At 56.1% G+C, this 22,860-nt stretch carries 14 protein-coding genes; 10 read left to right on the top strand and 4 right to left on the bottom strand.

All coding sequences use genetic code 11. The features are described from left to right. Window positions 1–3: 3 nt before the first annotated feature. The 4 genes from DBR16_RS01165 to DBR16_RS01150 are packed head-to-tail and all read right to left on the bottom strand — an operon-like array spanning window position 4 to window position 3,881. Complete coding sequence (locus tag DBR16_RS01165; protein WP_109259407.1) at window positions 4–1,422, bottom strand: formyltransferase family protein; 1,419 nt, start codon at window positions 1,420–1,422, stop codon at window positions 4–6. Continuing rightward, window positions 1,419–2,117 carry a WbqC family protein gene (locus tag DBR16_RS01160; RefSeq protein WP_109259406.1) on the bottom strand — a complete coding sequence of 233 codons (699 nt, stop codon included), beginning with the start codon at window positions 2,115–2,117 and terminating at the stop codon, window positions 1,419–1,421. The genes DBR16_RS01165 and DBR16_RS01160 overlap by 4 nt, the downstream gene beginning before the upstream one ends. 59 nt (window positions 2,118–2,176) lie before the next feature. After that, window positions 2,177–2,944, bottom strand: a complete 768-nt coding sequence (locus DBR16_RS01155) for an ABC transporter ATP-binding protein (RefSeq protein WP_109259405.1) — start codon at window positions 2,942–2,944, stop codon at window positions 2,177–2,179. Window positions 2,945–2,948: 4 nt separating this feature from the next. Next, window positions 2,949–3,881, bottom strand: coding sequence for an ABC transporter permease (locus tag DBR16_RS01150; RefSeq protein WP_109259404.1), 933 nt, complete (start codon window positions 3,879–3,881; stop codon window positions 2,949–2,951). Between the two features lie 199 nt (window positions 3,882–4,080). Between DBR16_RS01150 and DBR16_RS01145 the strand changes: the two genes are divergently transcribed. The 10 genes from DBR16_RS01145 (at window position 4,081) to DBR16_RS01100 (ending at window position 22,850) form a co-directional block, all read left to right on the top strand. Beyond that, window positions 4,081–7,047: a glycosyltransferase family protein gene (locus DBR16_RS01145; protein WP_161539350.1), complete on the top strand. Its 2,967-nt coding sequence runs from the start codon at window positions 4,081–4,083 to the stop codon at window positions 7,045–7,047. 85 nt (window positions 7,048–7,132) lie between these two features. Further along, entirely contained in the window at window positions 7,133–9,409 is a 2,277-nt protein-coding gene (locus DBR16_RS01140) for a methyltransferase domain-containing protein (RefSeq protein ID WP_125184478.1), read from the top strand. A 117-nt stretch (window positions 9,410–9,526) separates the two neighbouring features. Continuing rightward, window positions 9,527–13,162, top strand: coding sequence for a glycosyltransferase (locus DBR16_RS01135; RefSeq protein ID WP_161539349.1), 3,636 nt, complete (start codon window positions 9,527–9,529; stop codon window positions 13,160–13,162). A gap of 146 nt (window positions 13,163–13,308) precedes the next feature. Continuing rightward, window positions 13,309–14,304, top strand: a complete 996-nt coding sequence (locus tag DBR16_RS01130; protein ID WP_109259400.1) for an NAD-dependent epimerase/dehydratase family protein — start codon at window positions 13,309–13,311, stop codon at window positions 14,302–14,304. A gap of 17 nt (window positions 14,305–14,321) precedes the next feature. Continuing rightward, the gene (gene asnB / locus DBR16_RS01125; RefSeq protein ID WP_109259399.1) at window positions 14,322–16,208 is read left to right on the top strand and encodes an asparagine synthase (glutamine-hydrolyzing); all 1,887 of its coding nucleotides are present in this window, start codon (window positions 14,322–14,324) and stop codon (window positions 16,206–16,208) included. Between the two features lie 20 nt (window positions 16,209–16,228). Further along, window positions 16,229–17,089 carry an NAD-dependent epimerase/dehydratase family protein gene (locus DBR16_RS01120; protein WP_109259398.1) on the top strand — a complete coding sequence of 287 codons (861 nt, stop codon included), beginning with the start codon at window positions 16,229–16,231 and terminating at the stop codon, window positions 17,087–17,089. A 305-nt stretch (window positions 17,090–17,394) separates the two neighbouring features. After that, complete coding sequence (locus DBR16_RS01115) at window positions 17,395–18,984, top strand: hypothetical protein (RefSeq protein WP_125184477.1); 1,590 nt, start codon at window positions 17,395–17,397, stop codon at window positions 18,982–18,984. Between the two features lie 294 nt (window positions 18,985–19,278). Next, window positions 19,279–20,229 (top strand): Gfo/Idh/MocA family protein, encoded by a 951-nt coding sequence (locus DBR16_RS01110; RefSeq protein ID WP_109259396.1) that lies wholly within the window; start codon window positions 19,279–19,281, stop codon window positions 20,227–20,229. An 80-nt stretch (window positions 20,230–20,309) separates the two neighbouring features. Continuing rightward, window positions 20,310–21,464, top strand: coding sequence for a DegT/DnrJ/EryC1/StrS family aminotransferase (locus tag DBR16_RS01105; protein WP_109259395.1), 1,155 nt, complete (start codon window positions 20,310–20,312; stop codon window positions 21,462–21,464). Window positions 21,465–21,509: 45 nt separating this feature from the next. Then, window positions 21,510–22,850, top strand: a complete 1,341-nt coding sequence (locus DBR16_RS01100) for a nucleotide sugar dehydrogenase (protein ID WP_407657704.1) — start codon at window positions 21,510–21,512, stop codon at window positions 22,848–22,850. The last annotated feature ends 10 nt before the right edge of the window (window positions 22,851–22,860 follow it).

Raw genomic sequence — 22,860 nt, 5'->3', positions numbered from 1 at the left:
TGCCTAGTCCAGATTGGTGCGGCCCGACCGGGTGAGATGGTCGTCATATTCGGCCATCGTCGCACGGGCGCGTCCAAGAACGGCGCGCTCGATCTTTTCCCGCGGCGACATGATGTCTCCGGTCCACCATGCCGGATGAGTAAGGACCTGGAGCTTGCGGTATTCGCCCGACCGGATGACCTCAGGGATAGGTTTGAAGCGCCAATAGCCGTTTGAATCCGAGCAATAGCCATAATCACGCTTGAAACGGGCGGCATAGGCGTTGACCAACCCGCCTATGCGATCGGCATCAAAGTTCAAAAGCCCGCCATTCTCCGGGTCATGGAAACTGACGACTCCGATTCTGGTATTGAATTCCGCGCCAAGGAAGTCGGCCTCTCGCCGTATACGGACGTCAAGCTTTTCGTAGGTCCACTTTTCGTCGCCATATCCCTGGATGTCGAAATGCAAGCCGATGCGATGTCCCAAGTCCAGCAGGCGCGCCGCACAGGCTTTGATCGCCGGTTCCAGCACATTGTAGTAGGGCGCGCGGATCCAGAAGAAATAGGTCGCGACAAGCCCGCGCTCGGCCTCCAGCTCGGCAAGGCGAACCCCGCGATGGACCGAATAGTCGATGTCGTGACGCCACAGGACATGATCGTCGTCGCGCAAGTCGTCATAAGTGGTGAAGCGATAACGGTCTTTCGCGGCATCCAGAATCTCGCAATAGGCCGCTTCCGTGAAGTCCTCCCAGCCTTTGGAGGCTTTCACCCGAACCGGTTGAAATGTCTCGCCAGTGTCCCTGAACACTCGCCCGTGCAGATCGACGAAGGCATTCCGGTATTCCGGATTGGCGACGGCAGCCATCCGGCGATCAAATTCGGCCTTGTAGGCGATCGGTGAAATCCGGCACAGACGGCGGAAATCGTTACGCGACGTCTTGCACGGACCCCATTCCACCCCGTTGGGTTCCAGCCTCTCCCCGCAGCCAAGGCGGGTAAATATCCGTTCCGCGAGGCGCTGCCCCGCCTCGTCTGCCAAAAGCATGATATCATGCGGTGATGCGCCATCCGGCACATCAAACCATTCAATATCGTAGATCGGCCCGGCATCAACGGATTCCGTCATACGGTGGGCCGTTGCACCATAGCGCCTGACCCCGTCGATGAAGGCAAAATGATGAGGATCGCGGCCCGGATAGTCCGGCGCCGCCGGATGGATGTTGATCGCCCGCGGGCCAAGTGTTCCAATGACGTCTGCGGGAACGATCACATTCGTGCAGAAAGAGAGCAGGAAATCATTGGGCGTAAGGTCCTGCACAGCTGCGTCGAATTCACCCCGGTCATAAACCAGAACCGGCTCCAGGTCCGGAAGGTTTTTCCTCACTGCAGCAACGAGAGCCTCGCTGACATGCGGCGCGGTAAGAAGAATAATCCGGCTCATGCATCACCTTCGGGAAAACGGGACCAGTCGGCCACGTGCATCATATAGTCGATGATGGACAGGCCGGGAATGAAAGCCGCCTCCGGACGGTAGGCGACCGGCTTGAAATCCTGATATTTCAATTCCAGCCCTGCCGCCGCGAATTTCGTATCTTCCTGATAGCCGCCTGCTCCGCCTCCGGCGAGATAAGTATCGCATTCGACCTTCTTTACGATCTCGATCAGGAGGTCAGTGCTCGCCGCAACCGTGTCCAGTTCGGACTGCAGCACAAACTCGGCAGTCAGTCCCAGCGCCGCAGAAATGGTCCGGATAGCATGAACATTGTAGCGCGAGATATTCTGCTCGGGATTCATCACCAGCGGTTCAACCAGCGCAAAGGCTGCCTTGAAATTCGCCGCTTTCGCATAGGCCTGCTGCATCGACCGGACGGCCTTCACCCGCCATTTGGGGTCATTGGCAATCCAGCTGTCCTGAATTGGCGTCGGCTGGGATTGCTTGACCATTGGAGCCCCCCACCAGCGCGGCTCACCATTGAAATCGAGCTTGACCCGGTTGCTCCACGACCCCATCCCGCCGGACCCGGCACGAGGATAATCGACAGCGTCAAGGATAACAAAAACGTCGGCACGCCGGATCTTGTCGAAATAGCCGCTCCACGGAAAGAAGTTCGGCTGGTGTATGGCGCAAATCGGCATTGCTATTCTCCGGCAATCTGCGCTTTTCCGCACGGATCAGGCTCGCACGCAGTCTCTAGTCAGGCAGCATCACCCTGCGCAACCCATTGGTGATAGATTTCGAGGGCCTCATCTACATCACCAAGAAAAACGGACCGCCCACCAAGGAGAAACAGCCCCTTGTTGCAAAAGGTCCGGATGGTTTCGCTGGCATGAGACGCCAGAACAAGGACGCTGGCCTTGGACATCAACGTATTGATGCGCTCAGCAGCCTTTGACGAGAACCGGGCATCACCGGCACCAATGACTTCATCGATCAAAAGCACGTCCGGCTCTATTGCCGTGGCAATCGCGAAAGACAAACGTACCATCATGCCAGAGGAATAGGTCCGCACCGGGAGATGGATATAGTCACCGAGGCCGCAGAACTCGATGATGCCGGCCCGCTTTTCCTCGATCTCGTCGACAGACAATCCCAGGAGGAGACCGCAGGTCTTGATGTTGTCATAACCGGAATCATCCAGCTCCATGCCGACGCCGATCGTCAGCAGAGTTGAAATTCTTCCCTCGACGCGAACGCTTCCTGATGTTGGCGTATAAACGCCGGCCAAAGTCCGCAGCAATGTCGACTTGCCTGCCCCGTTTGGCCCGATCAATCCCAAGCGGTCGCCGTCCTTCAGATCGAAGGAAAGGTTTTGCAGCGCCCGCACGGTTGCATATTTGCTGCTACCCTCGCCACGCATGGTTATGGATCCAAACCAATTGTGCATGATCTCTCGCCGGAAACTGCGGCTCATATCGATCACAGGGTATTCGACCGTCAGGCGGTCGACTTTTATTCCACTCATTTTTTTATACCCAGTAGGAGATGCGTTTGCGATATCGGCTGTAAATGAAAATGGCCACCATGAAGCCCAAAACCATTCCGCCCAGTGTCACAGCATATGTCAGCTCTGAAGGCACCCTGCCGAGCAGGGGGGACCGCACAACCTCCACCCAATGAAAGAATGGATTGAATTTAGCCAGAATCGTGTCCGCAACGACATTATCCTGGATCACCGTGCGCGGCCAGAATATCGGTGTCGCGAAAAAGGCAACCTGAAGAAGCGCGACCACGACCTGCGAGACATCGCGATATCGCGCGCAGACCGTGGCCAAAATCAAACCGATCCAGATGAAATTCAGCGACAGGATCAGAAGCCCTACAGGGAAAAGCAAAAGCGTCACGATATCATAGCTATACTGGACGGGCACCAACTCGCCGGTTCCGGGAATATATTCAAGTATTGCCGTCTGCGTGACGATCATAACGACAATATGAACGATCAGCGAATGAGCGAATACCATGAGATTTCGCGATATCGGCCTGACAATATGAATAGAAAACGGCAGCGATATCGCCCGGATAATGGCCCCATTGGCCGCGAATGCCTGCGTATGGTCATTGAACACGGACACAATCAGAATCCAGGTCACGTAGCCGGCCGAGAAATAGGGCACGTGGGTGCGCAAGTCCTGCTGGAAAATCGTTGACCACAGAACACCCAGCGTCGTGATCAGGATCGCCATGCTGAGGACATTCCAGAACGGTCCCAGAACAGTCCGGCGATAGCGATTGCGAATATCGATCACTGAGAGCCGAAGCCACAGCTTCCAGTTGGCGAGAGACGAAAACAGATCGTTAAATGCGACTGCCAGATTCGACTGGTTCGCCGACTTCGGCAAAACAACGAGAATTTCCGGCTCATCGGCGCCAAATGAGATTGGTGATTTGCTATCAGACACTTAACTTACACCCTGAGTGTCGGCCGGGCCGATACGCCCGAAAAACATGGCAGTGTTGACATCAACCTGCTCCTGCTTCCTCGTGCCAGAAAATACTGAACCGGGCAAGCTGACCAAACATTGGCACCGGGCCCCAAGATTCATTGTGTTTGGGCTGTGAAACGGTAAAGAAGATGCCGACTTTGAAATGGGGGACACCATGACCGGAACCACGACTCACGCCATTCCACTTACACCCCAACATGGCAGAGCCGCATTTCGGCGGAACACAATCCTGTTGATCGCCTATTTTGACCCGATCGGTCTCATGACGATCCGGGAAAACGTTGCCGCTTGGGCAAAGGCGAGCGCATATGATTTCGAAGTATTAAATCTCTGGAAATGCGGGTTTTCGCCACTGCGTATCCCGGCGCATATCGATCTGAATGAATATGCCGGCGTCATGATTCATCCGGCGGTCTGTTATTTCCCGACCAATTTGGTCAGCCTGGACGCCAATCTAGAAACGAAATTTCCCGATTACGATGGCTTGAAAATCCTGGTGAAGCAGGATGAACATTTCCGCACCCATGAGTTCGGGGCCTTTTTGAAGGCAAACCGGTTCGACATTCTGGTGACCTGCGTTCCGCCGCACGAGCTGGAGAAAGCCTACACAGCCGAAGCGCTGGAAGGCGTACGCGTCGTTCAGCAGTTGACCGCATTCGTTTCTGAAAACATGCGCAAGGCGCAACGCCCGCCTTACGACCGCCGGCCCATAGACATCAGCTATCGCGGGTCTATCCAACCCCTGATTTGCGGTCGGCTCGGATTCGAAAAGCGGGCCATTGGCAAGGCTGTGCGGGGGCCAGCGGAGGCTGCCGGGCTGACAACCGACATCTCCAGCCGTTGGGAGGACCGGATCAATGGCGAAGCCTGGACCCGGTTCCTGGCATCTTCCAAAGCTGTGCTGGGAGTGGAAAGCGGCTCCAACCTGTTTGATTTCGACGGGTCCGTCACTGCCGCGTGCGACGAATTCGCGGCGGAAAACGCCGATATGGATCCCGGCAGTGAGGCCTATTACCTGAAAGCTCACGAGGCTTTCCTTCACAAATACGAGGACAATATCGATTACGCCCAGATTTCTCCGCGCCATTTCGAAGCCGCAGCTGTCGGGGCGCTGCAAATCCTGTATGAGGGAAGATATTCAGATATTTTCATACCGGGGCGCCATTTCTTCCCGCTGAAACGCGACCTCTCCAATCTTGACGAAGCGTTCGATCTCATACGAGACGAAAAAGCGTGGACGCAGATGACGTCTGCCGCTTTCGAAGAAATCATTCTTTCCGACAATCATACCTATGACCGTTTCGTCGAGGCATTTGATGCAGCGGTCCGCGAGAAGCTGGATGAAAAAGGCATTATGATCCGGGCGCGGCCGTCGCGCACTTTGCCCCGCCCGGCTCTTCCGAAGCGGGCACTGGTCGCCATGTACCATGATCCGGATGTTGATCCTCGGGTCACCTGGCTCAGCGAAAGCCTCGAAGCCCGCGGTTATGAAGTGGTAGAGCTCGGCGTTCATCACGATCTGACCTCGCCGATCGAACTGAAAACGGTCAGCGAGACGCGTGTGCAGATCCGCAGCCGGCTGGTCCCCCACACATGGCCCGGCCTGCGACTGCCCGAGGCTGGTCAGCCGCTTGCCTTGCCGGAGTATGTTCTGTCTTTGATGGCCCAGTGTGTATTCGCGCCCAATTCGGCGCTCGAAAAACGCTTCGGAGCTGTCGATCCGGGCAAGGACACCGAGAGTTTCCGCCATGCTTGCTGGGAGATGATCAACGGTCCGAGCATACTGCTGGATATTGGCCGTCAACTCGGCGATTTCGACGTGGTCATCGGGGTCGATCTTCACGGTGCGCCCGTCGCCAATGCGCTCGCCCGAGAGATCGGCGCCGTGAGTGTGTATGACGCCCACGAATACTGGCCCGCTGCCCGTTCCACGACCAATTGGGAATTCGATTTCTGGTCGAAAATCGAACAGGCGCTGGTGGCCGGCCTCGATCTCGCCGCGACGGTTTCAAAACCACTGGCAGACATCATGTCTGCAGAATACGCGCGCGACTATATCGTCCTGCCCAACTGCGCGTCACTCGAAGCTTCAAAGCCCCTGCCGGATGACGTCAAGGCCGCCATCGACATTCCTCCCCGGACGGAAGACCAGGTCGTCTTCCTGTTCCACGGTGGCCTTCACCGCGAACGCCCGGTCGAATTTCTTGTCAATTCCTGGCCGCAAACGGACGAGCGCGCGATTTTGTGGATCCGGGCGATCAGGTCACCGCTGCGTGACGAGCTGATCGAGTTGGCGCGCGCCAACGGCCTTCTTGATAAACGCATTTTCTTTCCGGAGCCTGCCGCAGAGAACGAACTGATCGAGAGTGCCCGCGCCGGTGATGTCGGCATCATTCCCTACAGCCCGCACAATGGGCTCAATTATCAGCATGCCTGCCCCAACAAGTTATCCCAGTACTCGGCGGCCGGACTGCCCACACTTTCAACCGATCTGACATTCGTGCGGAGCCTGCTCGACGCCGAGAAGATCGGACGCATCTACGATACACTTGACCCGGCCGATCTTGTCGCGCAAGTCCAGTGGTTTATCGATAATGCCGATGAACGCCGCGCCATGGGTGAGCGGGCCAGGGCGTTTTTTGAAACCAGCTATAATTGGGATCAGCGGTCACCGAGGCTGCTTGACGGCATAGATGCTCTAGTGACGCAACGTCCCTGCCCTGATGGGCGGAGACCACTTGCCGATCTGTTAACGCCGGGCGAAGCAGCGGCAATTGATCTCGAACTGCAGACTGCCGGCCCTGTCTATGGCTGGCCCAATTTTGCCCCTGCCGCTCTAGAGCCACCTGCAGCGGTGCCAGCCGAGAACACAGACGCCGCACCACCAGATGCGCCATCGGACGGCGGGGAAATCGACAATGGCGAACCGGAGGCTTCACCGCCTGACACGCAGGCCGATGACGAAATGCCCAGCGCAGATCCGGAGGTCCCGGCCGAACAGGTACAACCCGGCCCGGACGAATCCGCCATGGATAGAAAGGTTTTGTCGCTTTCCCAGGTGCCAGCCAGAACCTTGCTTTCAGAGCTATTCCGCCGCATCTCGAAGCGTGGGGATGCATGAAGGCCCTGCTTTCTTTCAGTCTCGTTAGACGGTATCCTTAGGCACCCTGATTGCCAGCGTTGAGCTTTATGGAGAGTTTTTACCTGTGAATTCGCGATCATCAAACCAGACGCCCAGTGCAGTGGACCGGGATGCCGAAGAGCAATTGCTACAGCATATCTCGGCGCTGCACGCCCGGCTATCCGTTAGCGTCGAGAAACTGGTCACGCCGTTGCGCGACCAGATTATCGCCTACAAGGAAGTGGTTGCGCCGCTTTCCCAGGATCTGAAAAAGAATCTGGCCGTTTCCTGGCCGTTACTTGAAGAACTCCAGAAACAGGACAATGCGCTTTCATCCGCAATTCAGGATTTAAAGCTAAGAATTGAACAATATTCGGTCGAATTGAAGCAGGTCGAATCATCAAGCGCGAACACTGTGAACCAGCTCACGGAACGCTCGAATGAGATTCTGGATATTCTTCGCCCCTTCAGTGAGCAATTTGCAAGCGGCCAATCTGAATTGACAACAGCCGCCACATCGCTTCGAGCTGCATTGAGTACCGTCGAACAATTGAATGTCCAAGGCTTCGATGAATTCGGCACACAGCTAGATAACCTACATGGTGGGCAAGGTCAGATTTCCATTGCTCTTAGAGATCTGACACTTGGTCAGGAAGGGCTTCGCGAACAGCTGAGTAGCTTGACTGCACAATTTGACGAAATGACGTCTCCCGCTAGCAGCCTTCCGTCCGACGAAATCAGGGCTCAAATTTCCAAGCTCGACTGGACACTTCAATCCGTTGGCCAGAATGTTGCTGCGCTTGGCAACAAGCTGGCGTCAATACAGGAAGACGTGGCCAGCCCGCCGATGGCGCGCCGGACCCTGAAATCGATCGAGGATATCGACCATCAGATCGGCCAGATTGCCCGCGTGTTGAATGCCGGAACGCCTATTTCCGAAACCGATGAGAGTATTGCTGCTCCGACAATGGAAATGCTTCAATCTTCAATCACGGATACTCGAAATTTGCTCACTGACATCGGCAGCCAAGTCGCTGATGCCATGAGATATTATTATCAGGAAACCAATCGCGCGATAGCGGAGATTTCAAGCAGCGAAACATCGTCAGTTGGAGCGGTTGACCCCGCTTTTGCCGACCGCACAGGCCGTTTTGCTGCCATTGAAGCCGCCGCGTTGCAGAAGATGGCGTGGCAGCGGAACCCGGCTGCAAAAGCTCCGGCCAAGTCCGGCTCGTACGACGAAACCAGATTCGAGGACCGCCTGAAGGCACTTGATCCGGTCACGTTTGAAAAATGGAAACCGGTGTTTCGGGCGGGCGCTGCGTCTTACGCTGATAATCCGAATGAGAATTGCGCCACATGGACGTCAGCCGTGGCACGCGGATTCCGTGATTATCTGTCATTATTCGCCGAAGGCCCGATGCTGGATATTGGATGCGGCCCCGTCGGTATCCCGGTATATTTGCAAGGTTACGATCCCGGCCAGATCATGGGCATCGAGCCTCTCGAAGTGAAACAAGATGCCGGATTTGATGTGACACGCGGGGTCGCAGAATTCCTGCCATGGCCGGCGGAGAGCTTTGCGACCGTAATATGCGCGACGGCCCTGGATCATGTCATGGACCTTGAGCGTGCCCTGTCAGAAATGCATCGCGTTCTGAAAAAGGATGGACGGCTGGTTCTCTGGTATGCCGATGTCCCGGGCATGGCGGATTACCCGTCAACTCCGGCGGCCGACAGGGCTGCGGTCGATAATTATCACCTCTTCCATATCGATGATGTCTGGTTCCAGCCGCTTCTCGCCAAATGGTTCGACGTCGTGGACATGCGGCATATACCTGCAGGCGGAAATGTCACCGATGTGTTTGGCGTTTTCAGACCTCGCGAGACGGTCGTCAAAGACAAACGGCCCGGGGGCAGAAAATCAAAGCCACGGCCGACACCGGAGCGCCGCAAACCTTCCGGGACCAAGGCCAACCCGCCAGCGTCCGACAAGGCAAAAACTTCTGCAAAGAAGACAACCGTAAAACCGGCATCCGCAGCGCGACGCAAGCCTTCCGGCACCAAAGCCGGAAAGCCTGCATCCAGCAAAAATGCGTCGTCTGCGAAGACGGCTGCTCTGAAGCCATCCGCTGTCGCGCCCAGCGCGCCTTCGGCGACCAAGGCCGACAGGCCAGCATCGGCAAAAAGTGAGACGCCTGCAGAGAAGACAGTCGCGAAGCCGTCAGTTCCGGCCCGCAAAAAGCCTGCCCGCACACGCGCCGTGAAATCGGCAAGCAAGCCCGGTGAAAACGGGAAAAAGCCTTCCGGAGCGGCGCAGAGCGGCAGCGCAAAGACAACAGAGAAATCAACCAAGACATAGTTGTTTTGCAAATACGGGGGACTCGACCGCCTTGCCGGCAACAGAAGGTGAGAGCGATCGAGATGACAGGGGCACAAAATGGACCGGGACCGGACACGGGTAGTCATACTATCGAGCATGAACCCCCTTGCCGATCCGCGGTGTTCGTGGATCGCAAAGACGGTGCGTTCGGCCGGCTTCGTGCCGTCCGCGCATGGGTTTACCGACACGGATGAAGTGCCGGATGCCGGGTTTGAGGATGGTACGCCGGTCACTTACTGCCGTGCAGGAAGCCCCGAAGTTCCTTCTGATGATTTCGTATCCCTGCTCCGGGACCAGGAAATAATTACGGACAGAGATCTGCGAAAGCTGGATTCGCTCGCAAGGGCACTTGCCAAAGTCGAAGCCGCACAGGCCGAGGGCCGCGTCTGCCCGTCGGCAGAAGGACTGGCTGGGTATAGCTGGCTGATCAATAGCCATGCAATTCCCCGGGCCCGTCAGGTTCTGGCTCACTTCCGGGGCACCGATGATCCGCCCGAGATCGTCATTGCGACAGACAGCATTTCCCTGCTGGCGGCGCTCGGACTCAAGGCCGAATATTCATGCCGGATCGTCTATGATGCGCAGAGCTTCGGGCCGGACAATATGCTGGTTTCGCCCCGCCCGCGGGCTATTTTCCATTACCTTGAACGAGCGGCTCTTAAATCGGTCCAGGCGTTGAGCGTTTCATCTGGCGAGCTGAAAGCGCGTTTTCAAAGAAAATATGGTGCGTTCAGCAAGGTCGGTGTGACACCCGGACATGTAACACCTCACCGCTTTACCATCTTGTTGGGCAGCGGGAATGCTGGCGCCGCCAGCCGCGATAGCGATGATGGAACGCCGCGTCTGGCCATCCTTTGCGGGCATGAGCCCACTGTCGATCCGAGAGTGGTCTGGACCGCACAGACCGCCGTGGGCAAACTGTATGATACATGGATATTCGGGTGGACCGACGGGTATGGCGATCCAAAAACCGAAGACCCGGCAGGCGCTGTGGTCTTGCGTTATGGCAGCAGCGACGAGACCATATCCGAGCGGGAATTGTGGGCGCTTCTGATCAAGCACCGCATCATCCCGCGCTGGTTTGTTCTGCTCAAACGGATTCGCCAGGCGCGGCGCGCGATCATGGCGCTGCTGGGCTCCCCGTGGATGGCCATCTGCTGGCTGGCACAAAAGGCACGCATCGCCAGATTTACAACAGACAGAATAAACAGCTGGGCATCTATTGCGCTTGAACATCTGTGGCGCAGGCCCATCAAATCAAGACTGCCGTTCAAGGGGTGGGATGGCTATTATTGGTATCTGCTGGACTATGCGGTGCGGCAAGCCGGACATGTGCTACATGAAATCCGCGCCTCGGGATGGGCGCCGACCGTCGTCCACGCCAATGATCCGGACACGCTGGTCACCGGTGCTTTGCTCAAAGCGGAATATGGCGCTAGGCTTGTTTATGATGCCCACGAATTCGGGCCCGACGCCTATTTGATGCATCCGCGGCCACGCTGGCTTTTTCGCTCCTATGAACGTCACATGTTCAATCACGTCGACGGCGCAGTCACCGTCTCGACACCCATCGCCTCCGAATTCAATCGTCATTACGGTCACATCGTCGGATTTCATGCGGTTCCAAATGCCGCACCGATCGAACGGCCTGAAAAGCATATTGAGCTCCCGGACATTGCAGAAGCCGCTCAGGGCCGGATGCGATTCATGTTCCAGGGCGGAATCGCCCCGCATCGCGGCATTGATCAGCTGATCGAGGAGTGGAAGCAGGTCGATGACAGCAAGGCCGTTCTGTTCATCCGGGGACCTGAAAACGCTCACCGGAAAGGCCTGATCGAGCAGGCCCGCGCAACAGGCCGCCTCGACAAGTCCATATTCTTCCTGCCGAGCATTGGTGAAGGCGATCTGATTGCATCCGCGCGGCACGCCGATGTCGGCCTGATCACCTACCGGTCGCATGTCGAAAATCACAAAGGCGCCAGTCCGAACAAGCTCTCTCAATACATGCAGGCCGGGGCCGCGATCCTGAGTGTCAATCTTCCATCGATCGAGCCCATCCTCGATGCCGCGCAATGCGGTGAAGTGTATGATGACACAACTGACGGAGCCTTGGCAGATAAGATCAACCGTTTTGCTGCCGCCCCGGATCTCGTGCGCCAATACGGAGAAGCCGGAAAAAGCTACGCTGCAGCCATGTATAGCTTTTCTGTTTTTGCCTCCACATTGCTTGATTTGTACGAGGGGAAAAACCCCGCACCAAACAAAACGCTGGAGATATTTAATAGCTTCACCGAACTGAAGCGAATTCAGCCCCGCAGCTCAAATGTCGAGCTGGGCAAGACTCTGGCTGAAAATCTGGGCACACTCCCGGAAGCAGCTTCCGACTTCATGGCGCTTCAAACCCCTGTTCCGGCACCTCCTTATGAAAAGGAGGTGGTCGAATATAACAACGGCAAACGCAGCCGACGGTTCATTATTCCGCCGCTGCCGTCAATCGAAGAAACAAAGCTCGAGACTTCGCTCGTCGAAAGTCTCGCTCCGGCCCGGGATGGGCAAAAATCGGTATTGTTTCTCAATCATTCCTATTATCACTTCTACCATCTCGCTCGGGCGCTCCGGGAGCGTGGTTTTCATGCCCTTCTCGTCAGCTTTGAATCACCTGACAGCGCAAACGCTCCCTTCTATCATGGCGAAGATCTCAATCTCTGGCATCCGGACCCCGCCGTTCGCAAGGCCCGCGCCTATGATCTGATGGAGGCCGTCACCCAACATTTTGACATGCTGCATTTCCACGGCGCTGAAGTCGCGACGATGTTCGAACAGAATTATCAACCGCGGGCCCGCGACACGATCCCCTGGGATTTCCTTGAACTCAAGCGGCGCGGCGTCAAGATTGGTCACTCCATAAGCGGCTGCAATACGGGGCAGCGTCCGTCGCGGCTATACAAGGCTTCGGGTGGCGTCTGCGACAAATGTATCTGGCAACTGCACCCCGAGATCTGCTCGGACCCTCTGATCGGTGCCCAGAACACCATGCTGGAGTCGCTGCTTGACCTCAATGCGCTCGAGATCGACTGGCCCGCCGATACATCGCGCCATACGAAGGCTTCCTATTATGATCCGCTGACCTATTGCGTGGATACGGAAATCTGGTCGCCAGATCTTGCCGTTCCGGATGCCATGAAGTTCGAACGGGAGACGGGGGAGATTCTCGTTTTCCATGCTGTTGGAAATTTCGACAAGCGCGCAAAAAACAGCAGGAACATCAAGGGGACCGGTGCTGTCATAGATGCGATCGAACGGCTGCAGGCCGAAGGTTACCCTGTTCGCCTCGTGTTCAAGACCGGGGTTCCAAGCAAGGATATGAGATTCTACCAGGTCCAGGCTGATATTGTGGTCGACCAGCTCAATTACGGGCGCTATGGAGCCAGCGCACGCGAATGCATGGCCCTGGGTCTGCCCGTGATTTCACGGTTCATCCCCGAACAGCCCGATGACGTTCCGGCCTCAAACGCTCTTGCCGAATGCCCTCTTATCCATGCCGATGAAACCACCGTCTATGACGCTCTGAAGGATTTGCTGGATCATCCGCAGAAGCGCGAAGCCGCGGGACAGGCCAGCCGTGAATATGCGATCAAATGGCATTCAAAGGAGAGTTGCGCGGCACGATTCGAGACCGTTTATGACCGGCTGATGAAAGACGAACCTGTCTGGCGTCAGGATGATCAATGACTCATTCCTCTAATTCAGCAATGGCCAAGATAGGCGGTTGCATCCATTTACCCTAACAGGCTATCTGACCCTCGGTAGGGGCAAATTGGCGACGCCAGTTCACGAGATCATTTCCTACCAGCCATTTCTCAACAGGAGTATTCAGCATGGATATCCGCGGCAAACGCCTTGTGGTCATCGGCGGTGCCGGCCTCATAGGTTCGCATGTGGTCGATGAACTGATCCGGGAAGATGTCGGCGAGGTCGTGATCTACGACAATTTCGTCCGCGGCACGATCGAGAACCTTTCCGATGCGCTCAAAGACCCGCGCGTCAAGGTCTATGAGGTGGGCGGTGACATCCTCCATACCGACATTCTCGACAGCGCCCTGAAGAATGCCGATGGCGTTTTCCACCTTGCCGCGCTGTGGCTTCTGCAATGCCATGACTATCCTCGCTCGGCTTTCGAGGTGAATGTCAAAGGTACTTTCAACGTACTTGATTCCTGCGTGCGAAATGGCGTTTCGCGCCTGGTCTGGTCGTCGTCGGCATCGGTTTATGGCGACGCGGTCGAAGAGCCGATGACCGAGGACCATCCCTTCAATAACCGTAATTTTTACGGCGCAACCAAGATATGCGGGGAAGCGATGGCCCGGGCCTATCACCACCGTTACGGCCTCAACTATACCGGCATGCGCTATATGAATGTCTATGGCCCGCGTCAGGATTATCGCGGCGCCTATATCGCCGTGATCATGAAAATGCTCGATGCGATCGACCGCGGCGAAGGCCCCACTATTCTGGGAGATGGCAGCGAAGCCTTCGATTTTGTCGCTGTGCGCGACTGCGGACGCGCCAATGTGTGCGCCATGAAAGCTGACGCAACAGACGAGTTCTACAATGTCGGCACGGGTAAGCGTACGACGCTGAAGGAGCTGGCTGAAATGCTGCTCAATCTCACCGGCTCCAATCAGGAAATCCAGTACAAGGAACGTAGCCAGGCAACGCTGGTCCGCAATCGAATCGGTTGTCCGAAAAAGGCGTCCGAGGAGATAGGTTTCACCGCCGAAGTGACGCTTGAGGAAGGTTTGCGCCATCTCATTGAATGGCGGGCCTCGCATATTGAGGAAGTCCAGTCCCGCCAGCGCAAAGCACAGATTTAGGGACCGGTCGACATCTCATGTGCGGCATAGCAGGCTACATAAACAATGACGGTGAATCCGCCGACCTTGCCACACTCAAGGCCATGTCGGATGCAATTATCCACCGTGGGCCGGATGGTGAAGGCCAGATCGTGGAAGGCGCCTGCGGTCTTGCCCACCGCCGTCTATCCATCATTGACCTCAGTGACGCCTCGTTGCAGCCGATGGTTTCGGCCAATGGCCGCTACGTCATGGTTTATAATGGCGAACTCTACAATTATGCCGAAATACGTGACGTACTGGCCGCGAAGGGGCATATTTTCCGAACGACGGGCGATACGGAGGTCGTACTCGAAGCCATTGACGAATGGGGGCTCACGGGCGCTGCGTCTCGCTTCAACGGGATGTTTGCCATTGCCGTTTGGGACCGCAAGGAACGCGTCCTGCAGCTTGCCCGCGACCGCTATGGCATAAAGCCGCTCTATTATGCCCGGGCAAACCGCCAGTTTGTTTTCGGATCAGAGATAAAAGCCATTCTCGCCAGCGATTTCGTCAAGGCGCACCTCTGCGCGGAAGGTCTCGTTGAGTACCTGACGTTTCAAAATTTCTTCACCGAGCGGACGATTTTCGGCAATGTGAAGATGCTGCCTGCTGGCTCGGTCATGGACGTTCGAACCGATGGCCGGGAGCCGGTCATTACGCGCTATTGGGACTACTGTTTTCAGGAACCGACCGAAGCCCGCAGCGAAGATGACTACCTTGAAGAACTCGATCATCTCTTCCGTCAAGCGGTCACGCGCCAGCTTGTCGCTGATGTAGATGTGGGCTCCTATCTCTCTGGTGGTATGGACTCCGGCTCAATCACAGCAATTGCGGCCAAAACTCTGCCTTACATGCGGACGTTTACCGTCGGCTTTGATCTGCATTCAGCCTCGGGCGTCGAATTGGCGTTTGATGAACGCCGCGCTGCCGAACTGATGTCATACAGATTCAAGACAGAGCAATATGAAATGGTCTTGAAGGCAGGGGATATGGAACGCGCCATGCCGCGTATCGCCCGCCATCTGGAAGAACCGCGTGTTGGCCAGAGCTACCCGAATTTCTATGCAGCGCAACTGGCCAGCAAATTCGTTAAAGTCGTTCTTTCCGGCTCGGGCGGCGACGAGATATTTGCCGGCTATCCCTGGCGCTATTACCGCGCCGTAGTGAATTCGGATTTCGACGATTATATCAACAAGTATTTCGGATTCTGGCAACGCCTTCTGGATCGGGACCAGCTGCGTGATGTGCTCGAACCGGTCTGGGAGGACGTCAAGCACATTTCACCAACAGATATTTTCCGCGACGTCTTCGCCAACCGGCCCAGCGAGCTCAACAGCCCAGAAGACTATATAAACCAGTCACTGTATTTCGAAGCGCGGACCTTCCTGCACGGACTTCTTGTCGTGGAAGACAAGCTTTCAATGGCCCATTCTCTCGAAACCCGGGTGCCCTTTCTCGACAATGACCTCGTCGATTTTGCCATGCGGTTGCCGACCGGAATGAAACTCGGAAACCTGACTGAAGTTGTGCGGGAAGACGAGAACCAGCCCGGCAAATCCCAGAAACATTTTCAGAAAACACGAGATGGCAAGCTGATTCTGCGGAAACTGATGAGCCGCTATATTCCAGAGGAGGTCGCAAATGCCGTCAAGCAAGGCTTCTCGGCGCCCGACGCAAGCTGGTTCAAGGGCGAAAGTATCGATTATGTGAATCGTATCGTGAATGATCCGAACAGCCGGATTTACGAATTCATGAATTCCTCCGCTGTTCACAAGTTGGTCGATGCGCATATGAGCGGTGCGGAGAACAAGCGCCTTCTTATCTGGTCGCTACTCAGCCTCGAAAGCTGGATGGACGAATTCGTCGATCCGGCCGGGCCTTGACCTTAAAACAGGAGCCCGCCATGCGCATCCTTCTGACTGGAGCCACAGGATATCTGGGCGGCTGGATGCTACGTGAACTGTCCCGCAGCCACGACGTCGTCTGTGCGGTCCGTCCCGGATCCCGGCTGCAGCAACCGGCGCAGACCGTCGAATGGGACCTCGCCACAGACTTGCCCGGCACATTCCCGAAGGTGGATGCCATCGTCCATGCCGCCCAATCACGCCACTATACCGCATTCCCGGAGGGCGCGGCGGATGCCTTTGCAATCAATTGTGCGTCCACCGCCCGTCTTCTCGACTGGTCGGTGCAGATCGGCGTCGAACGCTTTTGCCTGATTTCAAGCGGATCTGTTTATGAGCCGTATGACGGCGTGCTTGAAGAGACTGCCGCCCTGGCACCCACGAGTCTCAACGGCACGACGAAGCTGGCTGCCGAAATACTGACCCGGGCTTATGATTCTGAAATGGCTGTCAGCCGGCTCCGGCTGTTCTTTCCCTATGGTCCCGGTCAGACCCAACGGATGGTTCCAAATATAATTGACCGTATCCGAAAAGGTGATTCAGTCACACTGGCCGGCCAGAACGGACTTGTATTTTCTCCATTGTTTGTTGAAGACATTGCCAGGATCGTAAACGCTGCCGTCAATGATGGCTGGCAGGGGAGCTATAATATCGCGGGGCCGGAAAGCATTACATTGCGCGCATTCAGTGAGATCATCGCCGAAATTGCAGGGCAACCTGCAAAATTCGAATTGAAGGGGGCAGACAGCCCGGACCTGGTCGCTTCGGTCGAACGGCTGAAGTCGCGATATCCCATGCATTCAATGGTGCCGGTGCGGACAGGACTGGAACGGACCATGACCGGAGAGCGAGCGATCTGATGGGTTTGGAGCGGCCCCTCGACATCCTGATTTTCAATTCAGTGGGCAATAACGGCGTGCCGTCATTCCTTGATCATATCGGAATGTTCGCGCGCCATTCGAGACATCGCTGCTTCTATCACAATTTCATCTATCAATTTGATCCGGATATGGATTTCTCGAAGTTCGACGTTGTCGTCTTCACGCATAATTTCTGGATGCCATCACTGACGGATGCGCAAAAGCATGCAATCCGGAACATCAAGGCCTTGAAGGTTCTCTTCCTCCAGGATGAATTCCAGTATCTGCGCGTCTTCAACAAGGTCATGAATGAAGTCGGAATCGAAATCATGTTTACCTGCGCGGCAGAGAAGGATTTCAAGAAATTCTACCCGCGTAACCGGATCCGCAGCCTGAGGGAAATACACCAGAATCTTACCGGGTATGTCACAGACGAGCTTAGAAAACCGGGAGTGCGCGCATTCGGAACGCGCCGCTGGGATGTCGGTTATCGCGGGCGTCCCCCAATTTATTACATGGGCCAGCTCGGGCAGCATAAAATAAGGATTGCACGAGAGTTCACGGCCCTGTGCGAACGCGAGGGTTTGCGGCACAATATCTCGTGTCAGGAAGATGACAGGCTAAGCGGCAAGCAATGGTTTGACTTCTTGCGCGATACACGCGTCCAGCTCGGCTCCCCGAGCGGAACCAGTATCGTCGATCTGGATGGCTCGCTGATTGAAGCCGAACAGCAATACCGGGCGGAAAAACCTCATGCGACTTTCGAGGAAGTCTTCGAAAAAGTTTTGAAACCGCATGAAGGCAAAATGACGATCGACACCGTCTCGCCACGCCATTTCGAATATGCCGCGACCGGGGCCACAATGGCGCTGGTGAAAGGTCATTATGGCGGCTACCTGAATGCCGACGAACATTACATTCCGGTTGAACCCGACTATTCCAATCTCGACGATGTCGCGCGCCAGATCCGGGATCACGCCCATTGTCGGCGGATGGCAGACAGGGCTCATGCCCACCTTATCGAGAGCGGACGATTCAGTGCCGAGAAATTTGTCCGCGACTTCGACGCGATCATCGAACGAAATATCGAAGACATTGATCGGGGAGATCGCGTGAATGCGGAAGCCTTCGAATCGATGATGACTGAAAGATTCAACCAGGTGCTTTTTTTCAGGCGCTCCGGTCCGGTGTATATCGACACGGCGGAAGGCCGCCGAATCCAAAGACAGGAACAGAAGTCCCGATTGCTGGTTCGAGCTCCTCTCGTCGGCCCCATATTCAGGCAAGCAGGCGGCGACCCGCTGATGAAAGCCGCCAAAGGCCGCGCGGCTCTGCGGTTGATCGTGGGTGTGAAGGGTTTCCGGCCGCTGCTTTCAGCTTGGTTGCATCATCCGGAGCACAGGTACGGACAGAAAATCCTGACCGCTGACCTGCTCAAATCCGTGCTTCTGCTCGGACTTGTCAAGGCAGCACAGTCCGGAGCGGCCCCATACGGTGAAGGGTTCCATTCCCGGATATGCCTTGTTCAAGACAATATCATTCTGGAAGGCAGGCCGGTGCCCGCCGGGAGCGTGAACGACCCTAGTGACACCGACTGGCAGGATAATGTTGAACCCCGGCTACGAGACGGTATTGCCGGAGATATTCGTCTGGACCTGTCCCGGTGCTGGCCGATCCAGCTATTTGGTCACAGCACACAGTTTGTCTGGAGCGTCGAGGACAAGGTCGCGATTTTCCGTTCGACTTCAGATGAGTATTTTCATCTCTCCGCATTAACGAAGATCGCGACTTTTGCGCCCGAGGCGGTCGCATCAGCTCTGCACGCGGCGCTGACCCCCGCCTCACCAGAGGAAAAAAGGTCATTGGAAAAGGCCTTCAATTTGACGCTTCCCTGACGGGAAATGATGCCGGCAAACATAATTCGACCCCCCGTTCAATTTCCTCCATCCAGAATGCAAAACTGACGCCTTTCAACCCCGACCGGCGCGCTTGCCGGACCCGAAACTATCTGATCTGATTGCCTTTGGTTGTGTTGATCATGTCAATTGGCGCCAGATCAGCGTGATTATCGGTCATGTGTTGCAGTAGTCACACAAGCTTCGCTTTACCGTCACAAACAGCCTGCTATAAGCCCGGCAAATTGGTGCGCCGCAATAACTATTCCGAGGCGACGAAATCCGGGGGCTTGCATGAGTGTGAAGATAGCGGTGATTGGCTGCGGCCATTGGGGCAAGAATCATGTCCGTAATTTTGCGGAGCTGGGCGCCCTGGCTGCCGTGGTCGATCCGCATGCTCCGACCGCAGAGAAATTTGCACAGGAATATGGTGTCCCCGCCCTGTCATTCGATGAGGCGATTGCGTCCGCCGAAATAGATGGTGTTGTGATTTCGGCGCCCGCCGAGCTGCATGCCGATCTGGCGATCAAGGCCTATGATAATGGCAAGCATGTCTTCGTCGAGAAGCCGATCGCACTGACCATGGAAGACGGAGAGCGGATGAAGGCCGCCGCCGAAAAGGCCGGCAAGACGCTGATGGTCGGCCACCTGTTGCAGTACCACCCGGCTTTCGTCGCGCTCCGCAATTTTGTGCTGGATGGGGGGCTCGGAAAGCTGCGTTACGCCTATTCTCACCGCTGCTCACTGGGCAAATTCCGGGTTGAGGAGAATGCGCTCTGGAGCTTTGCGCCGCATGATGTATCGATGCTGCTCGCCCTGTTTGGCGGAGCGCCCGAAAGCGTGCGCGGCATGGGCGGAGCCTATATCACCGAGGGTATTGAAGATGAATGCCGGCTGGACATGACCTTTGCTGGCGGCGGACGGGCCCATGTGCTGGCCACCTGGCTGCACCCTTTCAAGGAACACCGCCTGATCGTTGTCGGTGAAACCGGTATGGCGGTCTTCGAGGATTCAGCTCAGGGCGCCGAAAAACTGCGCCTCTATCGGCACACAATCGACACGTCAGGCCGCGAGCCCGTGCCGTCAAAAGCCGAGTGGGAGCCCCTGGTATATGGCGATGACGAGCCCCTCCAGACCGAATGCCGCCATTTCCTCGAGGCCTGTGCTGGCAAGCATCCGCCGCTCACTGATGCAGACGAGGCATTGCGGGTGCTGGACGTGCTGATCAAGGGTAAGGCGGCATAGTCACGAAAAGTGAGTTGAATTCAGCGGGTTTACACGTCAAAAGGCCCGCGAAACCAGAACAGGACAAAGGCGAGACCGCCATGCAATTCATCGACCTCCAGGCCCAACGGGCCCGTATCGCAGACAAGATCAATGCCGCCGTCATGAAAGTGATCGAAGACGGCAAATACATCATGGGACCGGAAGTGAAGACTTTCGAAGCCCAGATGGCCGAGTTCTCGAACACCAAACATGCGCTGGGCTGTGCCAATGGGACCGAGGCCATTGCATTGCCGCTAATGGCTTGGGACATCCGCCCCGGCGACGCGGTGTTCTGCCCGTCCTTCACTTTCGCCGCGACCGGCGAAGTCGTTCCGTGGCTCGGCGCCTCACCGGTCTTTGTCGATATCGACCCACGGACCTACAATATGGACCCGGCGCACCTCGAAGCCTCAATCGAAGCGGTCAAGGCTGAAGGCAAGCTGACCCCGAAAGTCATCATCGCCGTTGATCTATTCGGTCAGCCCGCCGATTACCCGGCGATTTCGGCCATTGCCAAGAAACACGGTCTGAAGCTGATCGCCGATTCCGCGCAGGGCTTTGGCTGCACCATTCACGGCAAGCATCCGGGCCATTGGGCCGATGCGGTGACGACCTCTTTCTTTCCGGCCAAGCCTCTGGGCTGTTATGGAGATGGCGGTGCGGTTCTGACCAATGATGACGAAACTGCGGAAATCATGGATTCTTTGCGCGTTCACGGAAAGGCCACGCAGTCGGATATCGAAGGCCGGTCATTCGAACACGATCCGAAATATCTCAATATGCGGATCGGAATGAATTCCAGGCTCGATACGATCCAGGCCGCGATCCTGATCGAGAAACTGGCGATTTTCGCTGACGAGATCGAGGCCCGGAACCGCATTGCTGCGCGCTATAACGAGCATCTGGCGGACCATGTTGCATCGGTGCCTTTTGTCATTGATGGCGGCGTCTCAGTCTGGGCCCAATATACGCTGGAGCACGAAAATCGCGCCGGCCTTCAGGCTCACCTGAAAGGAAAAGGCGTGCCGACGGCAGTTTATTATCCGATCCCGATTCACAAGCAGGACATCTATTCCCGTTACCCGCTCGGCCCGGGCGGTCTTCCGGTCTCGGAAGAAAAAGCGGAACGCGTCATGTCCCTGCCAATGCACCCCTATCTCGACGAAGATACGCAGGACCAGATCATTGATGCGGTCCGCAGTTTTAACGGCTAAGGAAAGTCTGTCATGAACGCCCCGACCGAAACGGAGTTCGCCTCCATGGAAATGATCGCGACCGAATGGGAAAATAAGGCGCAATCGCGCGAGCTCGTAATCGGGGTGCTTGGCCTCGGCTATGTCGGCCTGCCGCTGGCGCAAGCATATTGCCGCCAGGGTTTTCGCGTCATCGGCTTCGATGTTTCCCAAAGCAAAGTCAAAATGCTCGAGGAGGGAAAGTCCTTCATCAAGCACATCTCGAATGACTCGGTCAAAGTCATGCGAGATACCGGCCGTTTCGAAGCGACAACGGATTTTGACCGTCTGAGCGAGCCGGACGCTCTTCTGATCTGCGTGCCGACACCGCTGGATGCGCATCGCGATCCGGACCTTTCTTATGTCGTCTCGGCAACGGATGCGATCTCGACCCGCCTTCGCAAGGGCCAGATGGTGGTGCTGGAATCGACGACCTATCCGGGCACCTCTGATGAGGTGATGAAACCCATTCTGGAGAAGAATAGCGGTCTGAAAGCCGGCATTGATTTTGCGATTGCCTATTCACCGGAACGCGAAGACCCCGGCAATCCCAAATTTGAAACCTCGACCATCCCGAAAGTGGTGGGCGCTGACACTGCCGCGGAAAAACGTATGGCCGTGGCGGTCTATCAGGCCATCGTGCCGCAAGTTGTGCCGGTCAGCGATGTTCGTACGGCAGAGGCGGTAAAGCTGACCGAGAACATTTATCGCGCCGTCAATATCGCTCTGGTGAACGAACTGAAATCTGTCTATTCGGTTATGGGCATTGACGTATGGGAAGTCATCAATGCGGCGGCAACCAAGCCATTCGGCTTCCAGGCCTTCTATCCGGGTCCGGGCCTCGGCGGGCACTGCATTCCGATCGATCCTTTCTACCTGTCCTGGAAAGCGCGCGAATACGGGATGACCACGCGCTTCATCGAACTGTCCGGCGAAATCAACGCCAACATGCCGGGTATTGTTGTCCAGACAGTGGCAGAGGAATTGTCCGGGCGCCTCGAAAAATCGATCAAGGGTTCAAAAATCCTGCTCGTCGGGCTCGCCTACAAGAAGAATGTTGACGATATGCGGGAAAGTCCGTCACTCACGCTTCTGGAAATGCTTGAATCGCGTGGTGCGAATGTCGATTATTATGACCCGCATATTCCGGTTGTTCCCTATGATCATGACCATCCCGATTATGAGGGCCGGAAATCGATTGAATGGAACACGGAAACGCTGAAGAAATATGATGCTGCGCTGATCGCGACCGATCATGATAATGTCGACTATGATGTCCTGTTGAAGAACATCCCCTTTGTCGTCGACACACGGAATGCAACGCACATGATTTCCGGCAAGCTACGCGAGAAAATCGTAAAGGCCTAAGCCACGGTCT

It is taken from the genome of Hyphobacterium indicum, assembly GCF_003129605.1.
GTDB classification, from domain to species: Bacteria; Pseudomonadota; Alphaproteobacteria; order Caulobacterales; family Maricaulaceae; genus Hyphobacterium; species Hyphobacterium indicum.
The sequence above is the reverse complement of the archived record's forward strand: the minus strand, read 5'-3'. Positions and strand labels throughout refer to the sequence as shown.

Bases quoted from the DNA above. Each gene is read 5' to 3' on its own strand.
- DBR16_RS01110 (WP_109259396.1), top strand. From the start codon at position 19,279: ATGAGTGTGAAGATAGCGGTGATTGGCTGCGGCCATTGGGGCAAGAAT.
- DBR16_RS01145 (WP_161539350.1), top strand. From the start codon at position 4,081: ATGACCGGAACCACGACTCACGCCATTCCACTTACACCCCAACATGGC.
- DBR16_RS01165 (WP_109259407.1), bottom strand. From the start codon at position 1,422: ATGAGCCGGATTATTCTTCTTACCGCGCCGCATGTCAGCGAGGCTCTC.
- DBR16_RS01100 (WP_407657704.1), top strand. From the start codon at position 21,510: ATGGAAATGATCGCGACCGAATGGGAAAATAAGGCGCAATCGCGCGAG.
- DBR16_RS01155 (WP_109259405.1), bottom strand. From the start codon at position 2,944: ATGAGTGGAATAAAAGTCGACCGCCTGACGGTCGAATACCCTGTGATC.
- DBR16_RS01115 (WP_125184477.1), top strand. From the start codon at position 17,395: ATGAATGAAGTCGGAATCGAAATCATGTTTACCTGCGCGGCAGAGAAG.
- DBR16_RS01130 (WP_109259400.1), top strand. From the start codon at position 13,309: ATGGATATCCGCGGCAAACGCCTTGTGGTCATCGGCGGTGCCGGCCTC.
- asnB (WP_109259399.1), top strand. From the start codon at position 14,322: ATGTGCGGCATAGCAGGCTACATAAACAATGACGGTGAATCCGCCGAC.
- DBR16_RS01120 (WP_109259398.1), top strand. From the start codon at position 16,229: ATGCGCATCCTTCTGACTGGAGCCACAGGATATCTGGGCGGCTGGATG.
- DBR16_RS01135 (WP_161539349.1), top strand. From the start codon at position 9,527: ATGAACCCCCTTGCCGATCCGCGGTGTTCGTGGATCGCAAAGACGGTG.
- DBR16_RS01105 (WP_109259395.1), top strand. From the start codon at position 20,310: ATGCAATTCATCGACCTCCAGGCCCAACGGGCCCGTATCGCAGACAAG.
- DBR16_RS01160 (WP_109259406.1), bottom strand. From the start codon at position 2,117: ATGCCGATTTGCGCCATACACCAGCCGAACTTCTTTCCGTGGAGCGGC.